General features: G+C 59.7%; 14 protein-coding genes. 5 read left to right on the top strand and 9 right to left on the bottom strand.

Annotated features, from left to right (window positions below):
* Positions 1-11 precede the first annotated feature (11 nt).
* The 3 genes from sdhA to sdhC are packed head-to-tail and all read right to left on the bottom strand — an operon-like array spanning position 12 to position 2,524.
* Entirely contained in the window at positions 12-1,784 is a 1,773-nt protein-coding gene (gene sdhA / locus BMZ46_RS11490) for a succinate dehydrogenase flavoprotein subunit (RefSeq protein ID WP_011333114.1), read from the bottom strand.
* Positions 1,785-1,787: 3 nt separating this feature from the next.
* Positions 1,788-2,156 (bottom strand): succinate dehydrogenase, hydrophobic membrane anchor protein, encoded by a 369-nt coding sequence (gene sdhD / locus BMZ46_RS11495; protein WP_007977503.1) that lies wholly within the window; start codon positions 2,154-2,156, stop codon positions 1,788-1,790.
* Positions 2,150-2,524, bottom strand: coding sequence for a succinate dehydrogenase, cytochrome b556 subunit (sdhC, locus tag BMZ46_RS11500; protein ID WP_074687560.1), 375 nt, complete (start codon positions 2,522-2,524; stop codon positions 2,150-2,152). Before sdhC ends, sdhD begins: the two co-directional genes overlap by 7 nt.
* Before the next feature lie 364 nt (positions 2,525-2,888).
* Between sdhC and gltA the strand changes: the two genes are divergently transcribed.
* Positions 2,889-4,178: a citrate synthase gene (gene gltA / locus BMZ46_RS11505; protein WP_007959044.1), complete on the top strand. Its 1,290-nt coding sequence runs from the start codon at positions 2,889-2,891 to the stop codon at positions 4,176-4,178.
* A gap of 1,043 nt (positions 4,179-5,221) precedes the next feature.
* On the opposite strand, the gene BMZ46_RS11515 is transcribed toward gltA, so the two are convergent.
* From BMZ46_RS11515 to BMZ46_RS11525, 3 genes are all read right to left on the bottom strand, one after another.
* Positions 5,222-6,880, bottom strand: coding sequence for a cation acetate symporter (locus tag BMZ46_RS11515; RefSeq protein ID WP_074687559.1), 1,659 nt, complete (start codon positions 6,878-6,880; stop codon positions 5,222-5,224).
* Positions 6,877-7,188 (bottom strand): DUF485 domain-containing protein, encoded by a 312-nt coding sequence (locus tag BMZ46_RS11520; RefSeq protein WP_011333111.1) that lies wholly within the window; start codon positions 7,186-7,188, stop codon positions 6,877-6,879. Before BMZ46_RS11520 ends, BMZ46_RS11515 begins: the two co-directional genes overlap by 4 nt.
* Positions 7,189-7,418: 230 nt before the next feature.
* Positions 7,419-8,270: a glycine betaine ABC transporter substrate-binding protein gene (locus tag BMZ46_RS11525; protein WP_039769782.1), complete on the bottom strand. Its 852-nt coding sequence runs from the start codon at positions 8,268-8,270 to the stop codon at positions 7,419-7,421.
* Positions 8,271-8,557: 287 nt separating this feature from the next.
* On the opposite strand from BMZ46_RS11525, the gene BMZ46_RS11535 reads away from it, so the two are divergent.
* Entirely contained in the window at positions 8,558-10,153 is a 1,596-nt protein-coding gene (locus tag BMZ46_RS11535; RefSeq protein ID WP_074687558.1) for a glycoside hydrolase family 17 protein, read from the top strand.
* Positions 10,154-10,183: 30 nt separating this feature from the next.
* On the opposite strand, the gene BMZ46_RS11540 is transcribed toward BMZ46_RS11535, so the two are convergent.
* Entirely contained in the window at positions 10,184-10,552 is a 369-nt protein-coding gene (locus BMZ46_RS11540) for a hypothetical protein (RefSeq protein WP_039769778.1), read from the bottom strand.
* A gap of 223 nt (positions 10,553-10,775) precedes the next feature.
* On the opposite strand from BMZ46_RS11540, the gene BMZ46_RS11545 reads away from it, so the two are divergent.
* Positions 10,776-12,074 (top strand): serine/threonine protein kinase, encoded by a 1,299-nt coding sequence (locus BMZ46_RS11545; RefSeq protein WP_039769776.1) that lies wholly within the window; start codon positions 10,776-10,778, stop codon positions 12,072-12,074.
* Positions 12,067-12,855 carry an MlaA family lipoprotein gene (locus tag BMZ46_RS11550; RefSeq protein WP_007959292.1) on the top strand — a complete coding sequence of 263 codons (789 nt, stop codon included), beginning with the start codon at positions 12,067-12,069 and terminating at the stop codon, positions 12,853-12,855. The genes BMZ46_RS11545 and BMZ46_RS11550 overlap by 8 nt, the downstream gene beginning before the upstream one ends.
* 64 nt (positions 12,856-12,919) lie before the next feature.
* Here BMZ46_RS11550 and BMZ46_RS11555 read toward each other — a convergent pair whose 3' ends face one another.
* Positions 12,920-13,834: a DUF808 domain-containing protein gene (locus tag BMZ46_RS11555; protein WP_074687557.1), complete on the bottom strand. Its 915-nt coding sequence runs from the start codon at positions 13,832-13,834 to the stop codon at positions 12,920-12,922.
* A 134-nt stretch (positions 13,835-13,968) separates the two neighbouring features.
* On the opposite strand from BMZ46_RS11555, the gene BMZ46_RS11560 reads away from it, so the two are divergent.
* Complete coding sequence (locus tag BMZ46_RS11560) at positions 13,969-14,574, top strand: TetR/AcrR family transcriptional regulator (RefSeq protein WP_007959290.1); 606 nt, start codon at positions 13,969-13,971, stop codon at positions 14,572-14,574.
* A gap of 91 nt (positions 14,575-14,665) precedes the next feature.
* On the opposite strand, the gene BMZ46_RS11565 is transcribed toward BMZ46_RS11560, so the two are convergent.
* Complete coding sequence (locus BMZ46_RS11565) at positions 14,666-15,106, bottom strand: GlcG/HbpS family heme-binding protein (RefSeq protein WP_007959289.1); 441 nt, start codon at positions 15,104-15,106, stop codon at positions 14,666-14,668.
* Positions 15,107-15,311: the final 205 nt, after the last annotated feature.

A 15,311-nucleotide genomic window follows, 5' to 3' on the forward strand; every position in this document is an offset into this window, starting at 1 on the left:
GGCGGTCACCCTTAATAAGTCCGGACTTTAGGTTCGAAAGTCGGAACAGTCTTCGGCGAGAAGTTCACGGCACGCTTGGCGACGCGTTTCTCACCCGGGAAGTACAGGGTGTGGCACAGCCAGTTTTCGTCGTCACGGTCTTCGAAGTCTTCGCGGGCGTGAGCGCCGCGGGACTCTTTACGTACTTCGGCAGCGATGGCGGTCGCTTCAGCCACTTCCAGCAGGTTTTGCAGTTCCAGCGCTTCGATACGTGCAGTGTTGAACGCCTGCGACTTATCGTTGATCTTCACGTTGGCGATGCGCTTGCGCAGATCGGCCAGCTGGGCAATACCCTTCTGCATGTATTCGCCGGTACGGAATACACCGAAGTAGTTCTGCATGCAGCTTTGCAGCTCGCGACGCAGGGTAGCGACGTCTTCGCCGTCGGTACGGTTGTTCAGGGCGTTCAGACGTGCCAGGGCAGCTTCGATATCGGCTTCGGTAGCGTCGTCGTATTCGATGCCGTCGGTCAGCGCCTTCTCCAGGTGCAGGCCGGCAGCGCGGCCGAATACCACCAGGTCGAGCAGCGAGTTGCCGCCCAGACGGTTGGCACCGTGAACCGATACGCAAGCCACTTCACCTACCGCGAACAGACCAGGGATGATCTGATCCACGCCTTCGGCGTCCTGGGTGATCGCCTGGCCATGAATGTTGGTGGCAACGCCGCCCATCATGTAGTGGCAAGTCGGAACAACCGGAACCGGAGCAACCACCGGGTCAACGTGTGCAAAAGTCTTCGACAGTTCGCAGATGCCTGGCAGACGGCTGTGCAGCACTTCCTCGCCCAGGTGGTCGAGCTTGAGCATCACGTGGTCGCCATTCGGACCGCAGCCGTTGCCGGCGATGATTTCTTTAACCATCGAACGGGCAACCACGTCACGGCCGGCCAGGTCTTTGGCGTTCGGAGCATAACGTTCCATGAAACGCTCGCCGTGCTTGTTGATCAGGTAACCACCTTCACCACGGCAACCTTCGGTAACCAGCACACCGGCGCCGGCGATGCCGGTCGGGTGGAACTGCCACATTTCGATGTCTTGTACCGGCACGCCAGCACGCAGAGCCATGCCGACGCCGTCACCGGTGTTGATCAGGGCGTTGGTGGTGGACGCATAGATACGACCTGCACCGCCGGTAGCCAGTACGGTGGCTTTGGCGCGGATATAGGTGGTTTCGCCGGTTTCGATGCAGATCGCGATCACACCGACGAATTCGCCTTCCTGGTTTTTCACCAGGTCGACAGCGTAGTACTCGTTCAGGAACGTGGTACCGGCTTTCAGGTTGCCCTGATAAAGGGTGTGCAGCAGCGCGTGACCGGTACGGTCGGAAGCGGCGCACGTACGGGCAGCCTGCCCGCCTTTACCGTAATCCTTCGACTGACCGCCGAACGGACGCTGGTAGATACGGCCTTGCTCGGTACGCGAGAACGGCAGACCCATGTGGTCCAGCTCGAAAACGGCAGCCGGGCCTTCCTGACACATGTATTCGATAGCGTCCTGGTCACCGATGTAGTCGGAACCCTTGACGGTATCGTACATGTGCCAGCGCCAGTCATCGTTCGGGTCGGCCGAAGCGATGGCGCAGGTGATCCCGCCCTGTGCGGACACAGTGTGCGAACGGGTCGGGAAAACCTTGGTGATCACGGCAGTCTTGTGACCGCCCTGTGCCAGTTGCAGCGCCGCGCGCATGCCGGCACCGCCGCCACCAATAATGATGGCGTCGAAAGAAATCGTTGGAATGTTAGCCATGAATCAGATACCCCAGAGAATCTGCACACCCCAGACGAAGTAAGCGAACATCGCGACGCCGCATACTGCCTGGAAAAGGAAACGTACTGCAGTCGCGGACTTGCCCAGCGCCATTGGCGTCAGGTAGTCGGTCGCGATGGTCCACATGCCGACCCAGGCGTGAGCGCCCAGGGCAACCAGTGCCAGCAGACTGAAGATACGCATTCCGTTGTGGGCGAACAGGCCGTGCCATTGGTCGTAGCCAATGCCCGGGTTCGCGGCGAGGTAGCCGATCAGGAATATGAAATAAGCCGCGAGAACGACCGCAGACACACGCTGTGCCATCCAGTCATAGAGGCCCGAACGCGAAAGGTTTGTAACGCTGGTTACCATATCCAAACTCCTGCCAGAACGATCAGCACCAAGGAAACGGCGATGATCAGTTTCGAGCCCAGGCGGCCGCCTTCCAGCGTCTCACCGATGCCCATGTCCATGATCAAGTGGCGCACACCGGCAACCAGGTGATACAGAAGAGCGGACAGGAGGCCCCATGCTACGAACTTGGCCAGCGGGCTGGTCAAGCATGCCTTCACCTCGACATAACCTTCCTCGGAACCCAGGGATTTGCCCAATGCATAAAGCATGATGCCAAGGCCCAGGAAGAGGATGATGCCGGAAACACGGTGAAGAAACGACGTAACGCCGGTGATGGGGAGTTTGATGGTCCTTAGGTCTAGGTTTACAGGTCGTTGGCTTTTCACGGCTTTTTTTTCACACTGAAGAGCCCCTAACAATCAGGGCAAAGTTGTTGGGGAGTGCACTGGTCAGGTAACCACCACCCAGGGATGCGACCCCCAATGAAAGCAAGCCCAAAAGCCCTTGGCGGTCGGTCGCCGAGTATAGACAGTTAGGCTACTAATGACAACGCAATCGCCTACCCCCAATAGCGGATTGCACAAGTCGTATAAAAGGCGTAAATGGCAGGCAATTTCGAGGAAAAAGTGCGGTTAAAGCCTTCTGGAGCAAGACTTTAGGCAAATTGACATTCGAATTTATCTCACTATAGTGGTGCGGGCCCTGCGTGGGGGGTCTGTCTGATGATTTCAAGCATAAATAGGAGGCCACATGGCTGACAAAAAAGCGCAGTTGATCATCGAGGGCGCAGCCCCCGTCGAGCTGCCCATTTTAACCGGCACCGTTGGTCCCGATGTTATCGATGTTCGGGGCCTGACGGCCACGGGCCGCTTCACTTTCGACCCCGGTTTCATGTCGACCGCTTCCTGCGAATCGAAGATCACCTATATCGACGGCGACAACGGCATCCTGCTGCACCGCGGCTACCCGATCGAACAGCTGGCTGAAAAGTCGGACTACCTGGAAACCTGCTACCTGCTGCTGAACGGCGAACTGCCGACCGCAGAACAGAAGGCCCAGTTCGTCGGCACCGTGAAGAACCACACCATGGTTCACGAGCAGCTGAAAACCTTCTTCAACGGCTTCCGCCGTGACGCCCACCCGATGGCTGTCATGTGTGGTGTAGTCGGCGCCCTCTCGGCCTTCTACCACGACTCCCTCGACATCAATAACCCGCAGCATCGCGAAATCTCCGCGATCCGCCTGGTTGCCAAGATGCCGACCCTGGCCGCGATGGTTTACAAGTACTCCATGGGTCAACCCATGATGTACCCGCGCAACGACCTGTCGTACGCGGAAAACTTCCTGCACATGATGTTCAACACCCCGTGCGAGATCAAACCGATCAGCCCGGTACTCGCCAAGGCCATGGACCGGATCTTCATCCTCCACGCCGACCACGAGCAGAACGCCTCGACCTCCACCGTGCGTCTGGCGGGCTCCTCGGGCGCCAACCCGTTCGCCTGTATCGCCGCCGGCATCGCCGCACTGTGGGGCCCTGCCCACGGCGGTGCGAACGAAGCCGTGCTGACCATGCTCGATGAAATCGGCGATGTTTCGAACATCGACAAGTTCATCGCCAAGGCCAAGGACAAGAACGATCCGTTCAAGTTGATGGGCTTCGGTCACCGCGTCTACAAGAACCGCGACCCACGTGCGACCGTGATGAAGCAGACCTGCGACGAAGTGTTGAAGGAACTGGGCATCCAGAACGATCCGCAACTCGAACTGGCCATGCGCCTGGAAGAGATCGCCCTGACCGACCCGTACTTCATCGAGCGCTCGCTGTACCCGAACGTCGACTTCTACTCGGGGATCATCCTCAAGGCGATCGGCATTCCGACCAGCATGTTCACTGTGATCTTCGCCCTGGCACGTACTGTCGGCTGGATTTCGCACTGGAAGGAAATGCTCTCCAGCCCGTACAAGATTGGCCGTCCGCGTCAGCTGTACACTGGCTACGAGTCGCGGGATATCACCAAGCTGGAAGACCGCAAATAAGAGCTGTCTTGCGATAGCGCCTTAAGTTGTATCGGAAACGGCCTCCATGAGAATGGGGGCCGTTTTTTTTTGGCATATCAGCGGCCTTTGGGCCGACTGTTTTTTTGTTGATTGGGTACATATCCGTTGCTTCGGGTGCTGCCGCTGGCGGTTTCGCTCTTACAGCGAGTCCCTTTTTCAAACGCCAAAAAGGAACCAAAAGGCTTTTGCCCCGGCGTACGGCACTTCGCTTAGGCTCAGTGTTCCCTCGCTACGGTGTCCATCAGGGGGCATCGCCTACGGTTTGCTTCGCTGCACCTCCTCTCGATGTATGCGGCTTCGCCGCACGGCGCTACGCGCCTACCCCCTGATGGACACCTCCGCTCGGCCTGCCGAAGGGGCTAAAGATCAAAAGCCAGAGCCAGAGCAGAAGCCAGATCAAGAGCCCCCCCTCACCCTAGCCCTCCCGAAACGTCGGACCGCCCGTAGGGAGAGGGAACCGACCGAGTTGTTTGGGAGAATTGCGCCGACATGAAATACCGCGTCGAACTCAGACTCTGAAAAGCCCACAAATCGGCTCCCTCTCCTCGGGGAGAGGGCTGGGGTGAGGGGTGAATCCACCAAAAAACCAAAGCCGAACACCCGCCCCTCACCACTCAACACGATGAGCGTTAGCTCGAGTACCGCTTTTGATCGCAGGGCCCGTCGGCAGGCTGAGTGGAGGGATTGATCCGGGGGTGGGAGCGCAGCGACCGTGCGGCGCAGCCGCATGCATCGAGAGGAGGTGCAGCGAAGCAAACCGTAGGCGATGCCCCCGGATCAATCCCGGAGCGAAGGAACCCCGAGCCTCAGCGAGGGGCCGTACGTCAGGGCAGAGACCTTTTGGTTACTTTTGGGGCGTTTGCCAAAAGTGACCCGCCGTAAGGGCGGAACCCCAAGAAGCCGTTACCGCAGCAACGGATATACACCCACCTCCCAAGAACACCCGATAACCGCCCACAAAAAAAATGCCCCAATCTCTCGACCAGGGCATTTTCAATTCAAATCAACCTACACAAAAAGCCTCAGTGCGAAACCGCCCCACTAGCCCCCAACCCAGTCTGCGAACGCACAAACTGCGGGAAGAACGCCGCACGCTCGTTCTCTGCCGCCACCGACTTATCGGTGATCGAGAAGAACCAGATCCCGATAAACGCAATGATCATCGAGAACAACGCCGGATACTCATAAGGGAAGATCGCCTTCTCATGATGCAGAATCTGCACCCAGATGGTCGGGCCAAGAATCATCAGACCCACTGCACTCACCAGACCCAGCCAGCCGCCAATCATGGCGCCACGGGTGGTCAGTTTCTTCCAGTACATCGAAAGCAGCAGCACCGGGAAGTTGCAGCTCGCCGCGATGGAGAACGCCAGACCAACCATGAACGCAATGTTCTGGCTTTCGAACAGGATGCCCAGGCCGATGGCCAGAACGCCCAGCGCGATGGTGGTGATCTTCGAAACGCGGATTTCATCCTTCTCGTTGGCCTTGCCCTTCTTGATCACGCTGGCGTACAGGTCGTGAGAAACCGCCGAAGCACCGGCCAGGGTCAGGCCGGCCACTACTGCCAGAATGGTCGCGAACGCCACCGCCGAGATGAAGCCGAGGAACACGCTGCCGCCCACGGCGTTGGCCAGGTGCACCGCCGCCATGTTGTTGCCGCCGAGCAGAGCGCCGGCTGCATCTTTAAAGGCCGGATTGGTGCTGACCAGCAGGATCGCGCCGAAGCCGATGATGAAGGTCAGGATGTAGAAGTAGCCAATGAAACCGGTCGCGTACAGCACGCTCTTGCGGGCTTCTTTCGCGTCGCTGACAGTGAAGAAGCGCATCAGGATGTGCGGCAGGCCGGCGGTACCGAACATCAGTGCCAGACCCAGGGAGAACGCCGAGATCGGATCTTTGACCAGACCGCCCGGGCTCATGATCGCTTCGCCCTTGGCGTGAACCTTGATCGCTTCGGAGAACAGGGTGTTGAAGTCGAAGTTGACGTGCTTCATCACCATCAGCGCCATGAACGAGGCACCGGACAGCAACAGCACCGCCTTGATGATCTGTACCCAGGTGGTCGCCAGCATGCCGCCGAACAGCACGTACATGCACATCAGGATACCGACCAGAATCACCGCAACGTGGTAGTCGAGACCGAACAGCAACTGGATCAGCTTGCCGGCACCGACCATTTGCGCGATCAGGTAGAACGCCACCACCACCAGCGAACCGCAGGCAGACAGCGTGCGGATCTGGGTTTGCCCGAGGCGGTAGGACGCCACGTCGGCAAAGGTGTATTTGCCCAGGTTACGCAGACGCTCGGCGATCAGGAACAGAATGATCGGCCAGCCCACCAGGAAGCCGATCGAGTAGATCAGGCCGTCGTAGCCGGAGGTGAACACCAGCGCGGAAATCCCCAGGAAGGACGCCGCCGACATGTAGTCACCGGCAATCGCCAGACCGTTCTGGAACCCGGTGATCTTGCCGCCCGCCGCGTAGTAGTCGGCCGCCGAGTTGTTGCGCTTGGACGCCCAGTAAGTGATGCACAGGGTTGCGCCAACGAACGCCACGAACATGACGATCGCGGAAACGTTGAGCGGTTGTTTGTGGACTTCGCCGGTCAGGGCGTCAGCGGCCCAGACGGCTGGAGCAAACGCTGCGATGCTCAAAAGAGCCAGTAGACGCCGGATCATTGCTGAGCCTCCTTGAGAATCGCGTTGTTCAGGTCGTCGAACTCGCCATTGGCGCGGCGCACATAAATGCCGGTCAGGATGAAGGCCGAGACAATCAGTCCGACACCGATCGGGATGCCCCAGGTGATGGATGATTCGGGACTGATTTTCGTGCCGAGCACTTGCGGCCCGTACGCGATCAGAAGGATGAAGCCGGAGTAGAGCCCGAGCATGATCGCCGAGAGTATCCAGGCGAACCTTTCTCTTTTCTTGACCAGCTCCTTGAAGCGCGGGCTGTTCTGAATCGAGAGGTAAATGCTGTCGTTCATTGTTTTTATCCTCGCAGCACAGATTTTTATTTTTGGAACGTATCCACTGTATGCGGCTGCGAGCCGGGTTCCAGACGACCTTAGTAGTAGAACGCCATGACGTTTTTGCCAATTTCCAGACCAGCCGAAAACCGCCACCCCTGCCTATTAATAGAGGACAAACAAAAAAGGCCGCCCGACTGTCATGTCGGGCGGCCCTGGGAAGCGCAGATTAGACGCTTCGGCTTAAATCACTTGGTCCAGTCGGCAACACGCTCAGGGTGCTTGGCAACCCAATCCTTGGCCGCTGCGTCAGGTTTTGCACCGTCCTGAATCGCCAGCATGACTTCGCCGATTTCGTCTTTCGAAGCCCACTGGAAGTTCTTCAGGAACTTGGCCACTTCCGGCGCCTTGGTCGCCAGTTCCTTGCTGCCGATGCTGTTCACGGTTTCAGCCGCGCCGTACACGCCTTTCGGGTCGTCGAGGAAGCGCAGTTTCCACTTGGCGAACATCCAGTGCGGCACCCAGCCGGTAACGGCGATGGATTCGTTTTTCTTCTCGGCACGGGTCAGCTCGGCAATCATGCCGGCGCCGGAACTGGCCTTGAGTTGATACCCCGTCAGGTCGTAATCCTTGATCGCCTGATCGGTCTTGAGCATAACGCCTGAACCGGCGTCGATGCCGACGATGCGCTTCTTGAAGGAGTCGTCGGTTTTCAGGTCTTCGATGGTCTTGGCCTTGACGTACTCCGGCACGATCAGACCGATTTTCGCGTCCTTGAAGTTCGGGCCGTAATCGACGACCTGATCCTTGTTCTTGGTCCAGTATTCGCCGTGAGTCACGGGCAGCCAGGCCGAGAGCATGGCGTCGAGTTTGCCGGTGGCAACGCCCTGCCACATGATGCCGGTGGCGACGGCCTGCAGTTTCACGTCGTAGCCGAGTTTCTGCTTGATCACTTCGGCCGCCACGTGGGTGGTCGCGACGCTGTCGGACCAGCCGTCAACGTAACCGATGTTCAGGGTCTGTTTTTCAGCGCTGGCGAAAGTGGAGCCCATCGCAAATACCAGAGCGGCACCTGCGCCTAAAAGTCGTCGCATCTTCATCGTTACTTCCCCGAAATGCTGCGCCCGACGGATGCCGGGCATCGTCAACGTGTTGTTATGGTGCTCGGCGCCCCCATCACGCCCGTTCGCGAACTCGTTCGAACATCAGCGGAGTACTGATGAGTCCGATCATCAACCTGACGCCCGTTAAGACCTGCTCTGCCAGCGACCTCGAAGCAACGAGAAACGACATCAGAAAGCCATTAACTGCCTCCGGATATTTGGCGCCAGACAATCCGCCCGAACTTTGCATGTCAAAATCGTGCGGGCCACCAACCTGCTTATAAATGCAGGTAACATGCGTCGCTTTGCAGCCACTCGGCCTGACCATGTCCGCAACTTCCCGTTTCCCCTTTCTTCCTTATCTGTTCGCCTGCCTGCTCGGGCTGTTTGCCCTGTGCGGTTTCTGGTACGGCCTCGGCAAACCGGTGATCCTGCCGGACGTCGCCACCCCGACCCACAAGTTGCAATGCGCCTCCTACACCCCGTTCGATAAAGACCAGTCGCCGTTCGACGTGCCGTTCAAACTGCGCCCGGAGCGCATGGACGCCGATCTCGCCCTGCTCGCCACCCGCTTCGAATGCATTCGCACCTACTCGATGACCGGCCTCGAAGCGCTGCCGGATCTGGCGCGCAAACATGGTTTGAAGTTGATGATCGGCGCGTGGGTCAACAGCAATCCGGTCGACACCGAGAAGGAAGTCGACTTGCTGATCGCCTCGGCCAATGTCAACCCGGACGTGGTCAGCGCGGTGATCGTCGGCAACGAAGCCTTGCTCCGTAAAGAGGTCACCGCGACCCAATTGGTGAAGCTGATCAACAAGGTCAAGAGCCACATCAAGCAGCCGGTGACCTACGCCGATGTCTGGGAGTTCTGGCTCAAGCACCCGGAAGTCGCGCCGGCGGTGGATTTCCTGACCATTCATTTGCTGCCGTACTGGGAAGACGATCCGTCGAACATCGACGCCGCGCTGCATCATGTGGCGCAAGTGCGTCAGGTGTTCGGCAACAAGTTCGCGCCCAAAGACGTGATGATCGGCGAAACCGGCTGGCCGAGCGAAGGCCGCCAGCGTGAGACCGCCCTGCCGAGCCGGGTCAACGAGGCCAAGTTCATTCGTGGTTTTGTCACCCTCGCCGAACAGGAAGGCTGGCGTTACAACCTGATCGAAGCGTTTGATCAGCCGTGGAAGCGCGGCAGCGAAGGCGCGGTCGGCGGTTACTGGGGGCTGTTCGATGCGGATCGCCAGGACAAGGGCGTGTTGGCCGGGCCGGTATCGAATGTGCCGTACTGGTCGCAGTGGCTGGCGGTCGGCGGAGTGATCTTCCTCGGCACATTGCTGCTGGGCGGTCGGGTTCGTACGACGCGTTCGGCACTGATCCTGCCGTTGCTCGGCGCCCTCGCCGCCTGCTCCATCGGCGCCTGGGGCGATCTGACGCGGGTAACCACGCGGTTTGCCAGCGAATGGCTGTGGGTCGGTTTGCTGACGATCCTGAATCTGTTGGTGCTGGCCCATGCCGCGCTGACCTTGAGCGCCCGCAATGGCTGGCGTGAACAGGCGTTCAACGCTTTCGAGCGACGGGCCGGCTGGCTGGTGGCGGCGGCCGGTTTCGCCGCTGCCGTGATGATGCTCGAGCTGGTGTTCGATCCGCGCTATCGCAGTTTTCCGAGCATGGCCTTCATTCTGCCGGCGCTGGTTTACCTGTGCCGCCCGGTCAGCGTGGCCCGTCGGGAGATCGCCCTGCTGACCTTCATCATCGGCGCAGGCATTGCGCCGCAGCTGTTCCGTGAAGGATTGCAGAATCAGCAGGCGTGGGGTTGGGCGCTGGTCAGCGTGTTGATGGTGGCTGCACTTTGGCGCTGCCTGCGGGTTCGCAAAGCCTGATTCACAGAGAATACCCGCGATGACTGACGATCAGGCCTCGCGGGATTCCCGGACCAGTCGCAACCCGGCAATCACCACCGCAAACACGGCCAGCGTCGTGTTGTACAGCGCCAGCGCCGGCAACCCGAACACCAGCGCCAGCACCGCCAGCCACCACCCTGCCCGGCCCGGCACGACAAAACCGAGCACGGCTGCAGCGACCGCCGCCCAGCCCAGCAGCTGGAAATGAATCAGCAGGCCCAGGTTCGAGCGCACCGAGCATTCCCAGCGGCTCGCCTCATCCACGCAGATGCCCACCCACTGCGCATCCTCCATGAAGCCATAACGCGCGCCATAACTGGCAGCCAGCCACAACGGCAACAGAACGAGCAGCAGAATCACGGGCAAGCGGCGGGACATGGAACACTCCAATCGACGAAATCGGCGGCCAGCTTAATCTGCCGCCGCGCATACGCAAGGACTAACAACTCTTAACTGGTCATTCCTTCCTTGCAAAGTGTATCGTCCGGCTACTATTACTCCGAATTCTGTCAGTTTGGTGCCGTGGCATGGCACTTTGACGCAAACCCGGTGGTCATAGCCTGCGAACTTCATTCGGCACCTTCCTCTAAGGGATCCAGTCATGCTCCGTTCCTTGCGCTTCGCCGCCCTGTTTGGCGGCCTTATTCTGAGTGCGTCCGCGCTGGCGGTGGATATCGACGCCGCCAGCTATGGCTATCCCCTGACCAACCCGTTCGAGGCGACCATCGCCACCACGCCGCCGGACTTGCGCCCGGAACTGCCACTGGACGACGACATCGATCAGGCCGATCGCAGCATCACCCTGCGTCCCGAGCGCGAATTCATCCTGCCGGACAATTTCTGGCCGGTGAAAAAACTCACCTACCGCATCGCCACTCAGGACAAGGCCGCGCCGCTGATCTTCCTGATCGCCGGCACCGGCGCGCGCTACGACAGCACGCTCAACGAGTACCTGAAGAAGCTTTATTACAAGGCCGGCTACCACGTCGTGCAGCTGTCATCGCCGACCAGCTTCGACTTCATGAGCGCCGCCTCGCGTTTCGCCACCCCCGGCGTGACCAAGGAAGACGCCGAAGACATGTACCGGGTGATGCAGGCCGTACGGGCGCAGAACCCGAAACTGCCGGTCACCGACTATTACCTCAGCGGCTACAGCCTCGGCGCCCTGGACGCGGCCTTCGTGGCGCATCTGGATGAAACCCGTCGCAGCTTCAACTTCAAGAAAGTCCTGCTGCTGAATCCGCCGGTCAACCTCTACACCTCGATCACCAACCTCGACAAGCTGGTGCAGACCGAGGTCAAGGGCATCAACAACAGCACCACCTTCTATGAACTGGTGCTGAACAAACTGACCCGCTACTTCCAGCAGAAGGGCTACATCGACCTCAACGATGCGCTGCTCTACGACTTCCAGCAGTCCAAGCAGCACCTGAGCAACGAGCAGATGGCGATGCTGATCGGCACGTCATTCCGTTTCTCGGCGGCCGATATCGCGTTCACTTCGGACCTGATCAACCGTCGCGGCCTGATCACCCCGCCGAAATTCCCGATCACCGAAGGCACCAGCCTCACGCCGTTCCTCAAGCGTGCGCTGCAATGCGACTTCGACTGCTACCTCACCGAACAGGTGATCCCGATGTGGCGCGCCCGCACCGACGGCGGCAGCCTGCTGCAACTGATCGATCAGGTGAGCCTGTACGCCCTGAAGGATTATCTGCACGACAGCCCGAAAATCGCCGTCATGCACAACGCCGACGACGTGATCCTCGGCCCGGGCGACCTCGGCTTCCTGCGCCGGACCTTCGGCGATCGCCTGACCGTTTACCCGCTGGGCGGCCATTGCGGCAACCTTAACTATCGCGTCAACAGCGACGCCATGCTGGAGTTCTTCCGTGGCTAAATATCTCCTGCTGATTGCAGCGCTCCTCAGTGCAGGTATGGCCCAGGCCGACAACAGCAAAGCCAATGCACCGGTGGTCATCGACAGCGACGGTTTCAAGGAGCCGCTGTCCAAACTCAAGTTCAACCCGGGGCTGGATCAGCGCGAGTTCGAGCGTTCGACCCTCAGCGCGCTGAACGTCTATGACCCGCTGGAAGAGTGGAACCGCCGCGTCTACCACTTCAACTACCGCTTCGACCAATGGGTGTTCCTGCCGGTGGTCGATGGCTATCGCTACATCACCCCGAGCTTCGTGCGCACCGGCGTGAGCAACTTCTTCAACAACATTGGCGACGTACCGAACCTGGTCAACAGCCTGTTGCAGTTCAAGGGCAAGCGCTCGATGGAAACCACCGCGCGCCTGCTGCTCAATACCACCATCGGCATCGCCGGACTCTGGGACCCGGCTACCGCCATGGGCCTGCCGCGCCAGAGCGAAGACTTCGGCCAGACCCTGGGCTTCTACGGCGTACCGGGCGGCGCCTATTTCGTGCTGCCGATCCTCGGCCCGTCGAACCTGCGTGATACTGCAGGCCTTGCCGTGGACTACACCGCCGAGTCCGCGATCAACTTCCTCAATGTCTCGGAAGTCAGCTCCAACCACCCGGAAGTCTGGGTACTGCGTGGCGTCGACAAGCGCTACCAGACCAGCTTCCGCTACGGTCAGCTGAACTCACCGTTCGAGTACGAGAAGGTGCGCTACGTCTACACCGAGTCGCGCAAGTTGCAGATCGCCGAGTAAAAACGCCAGCCACAAAAAAGGCCATTCGATGCGAGTCGAATGGCCTTTTTGTTTGCCTCAGGATTTAGCCTTTCAGGGCTTTCCAGACTTTACCGATCACGGACACGCCCGCCAGCACCACCGCACCCGCGATGATCCCCGCCACGCCATTCAACAGCATCGGCACCACAAACCCGGCGCCACCGGCCGCAGCGCCGACGCTCTCGATCCAGTGATGCATCACCGGTACGCCGTGGGTCAGGATGCCGCCACCGACCAGGAACATCGCTGCAGTGCCGATCACCGACAGGCTTTTCATCATGTACGGCGCAGCGCGCAGGATGCCGTTGCCGATACTTTTGGCCATCTGCCCAGGCTTCTGAGTCAGCCACAGACCGAGGTCGTCGAGTTTGACGATACCAGCCACCAATCCGTAAACGCCCACGGTCATGACAATGGCGATGCCCGACATCACGATCACTTGCTGGGTCAGCGAAGCATCGGCCACGGTGCCGAGGGTGATGGCGATGATTTCCGCCGAGAGGATGAAGTCGGTGCGGATCGCGCCCTTGATCTTATCCTTCTCGTAGGCCACCAGATCGGTTGCCGGATCAGCCACGGCCTCAACCAACTGGGCGTGCTCGGCTTCATCTTCGGCCTTGCTGTGCAGGAACTTGTGCGCGAGTTTTTCGAAACCTTCGAAACACAGGTAGGCGCCACCGACCATCAACAGCGGTGTCACCAGCCACGGCACGAACGCACTGATCGCCAGCGCCGACGGCACCAGGATCAGTTTGTTGACGAACGAGCCCTTGGCCACCGCCCAGACCACCGGGATTTCCCGCTCCGCGCGTACGCCGGAGACCTGCTGGGCGTTGAGCGCCAAGTCGTCGCCGAGCACGCCGGCGGTCTTCTTGGCAGCCATTTTGGTCATCAACGCAACGTCGTCCAGAACGGTAGCGATGTCGTCGATCAGCACCAGCAAACTGCTTCCTGCCATGAATCATGTTTCCTTATGTGAATAATGCCGCGCAGCATACCGCGACTGTGGGCCACACGGGGCATTGTTGAGCGCCGCGCGAGGCCGGTGCTACCATGCGCAACCGCCAGAACAGGCAAGGAACCACCGGGTTTATGAGCACAATCCGCGAGCGCAACAAAGAACTGATCCTGCGTGCAGCCAGTGAAGAGTTTGCCGACAAGGGCTTCGCTGCGACCAAAACCAGCGACATCGCCGCCAAGGCAGGACTGCCCAAGCCCAACGTCTATTACTACTTCAAGTCCAAGGAAAACCTCTACCGCGAGGTGCTGGAAAGTATCATCGTGCCGATCCTGCAGGCCTCGACCCCGTTCAACCCGGACGGCGTACCGAGCGAAGTGCTGAGCGGCTACATCCGCTCGAAGATCCGCATCTCCCGCGACCTGCCTTTCGCCTCCAAGGTGTTCGCCAGCGAAATCATGCACGGCGCCCCGCACCTGAGCGCCGACCTGGTCGAGCAGCTCAACGGCCAGGCCAAGCACAACATCGACTGCATCCAGACCTGGATCGACCGCGGCCAGATCGCCCCGATCGACCCCAACCACCTGATGTTCAGCATCTGGGCCGCGACCCAGACCTACGCCGACTTCGACTGGCAGATCTCCGCCGTAACCGGCAAGGACAAGCTCGACGAAGCCGACTATGAAGCGGCAGCACAAACCATCATCCGGTTGGTGCTCAAGGGCTGCGAGCCGGACTGAAGTCCGCACCTCCAGACACAAACAAGCCCGCCCTCACATGATCCTGTGAGGGCGGGCTTGTGCGTTTCAGCGGCTATTCGGTTTTAGCCACTCAGGCTGCCACCCCCGCATCCGCCCGCAGATCCAGGGCCTCCACGGCCTTGATCGCGACCTGCTCATCGATGTCCGACAGATCGCCGCTGATGCCGATCGCACCCAGTACGTTGCCCGCCTGATCACGAATCAACACACCACCCGGTGCCGGCACGACACTGCCCTGCCCCATGCTGTTGAGCGCGGCGATGAACGCCGGGCGTTGTTGCGCGTCCAGCGCCAGCAGGCGTGAGCCCTTGCCCAGGGCGATGGCGCCCCAGGCTTTGCCGATGGCGATGTTCGGGCGCAGCAGGCTGGCGCCGTCTTCGCGCTGCAAGGTGACCAGATGGCCGCCGGTATCCAGTACCGCGATGGTCAGCGGCGCGGCGGAAATGGCCCGCCCTGCGCTGATGGCTTCGTTGACCAGCTTGACTGCGACTTTCAAGGTTAAAGCGCTCATGGTGCCGTCCTCATTTTGTTATTGGGAAAGTCGTTGAACTGCGCGCAAGTGCCGCAGCACGATGCAACAAATAGAACACAATGAATTATTTTTTTGTATACAATAATTCCCGAAAAGCGCCTCATGCGACGAAAAGCCACAGCAGAACAGGCTTCCGACGAATGAAACAGGCGCTTGAGAAAATGGATTGACCTGCGCCGTCCGC

Source organism: Pseudomonas sp. NFIX49 (assembly GCF_900115915.1).
GTDB classification, from domain to species: domain Bacteria; phylum Pseudomonadota; class Gammaproteobacteria; order Pseudomonadales; family Pseudomonadaceae; genus Aquipseudomonas; species Aquipseudomonas pharyngis.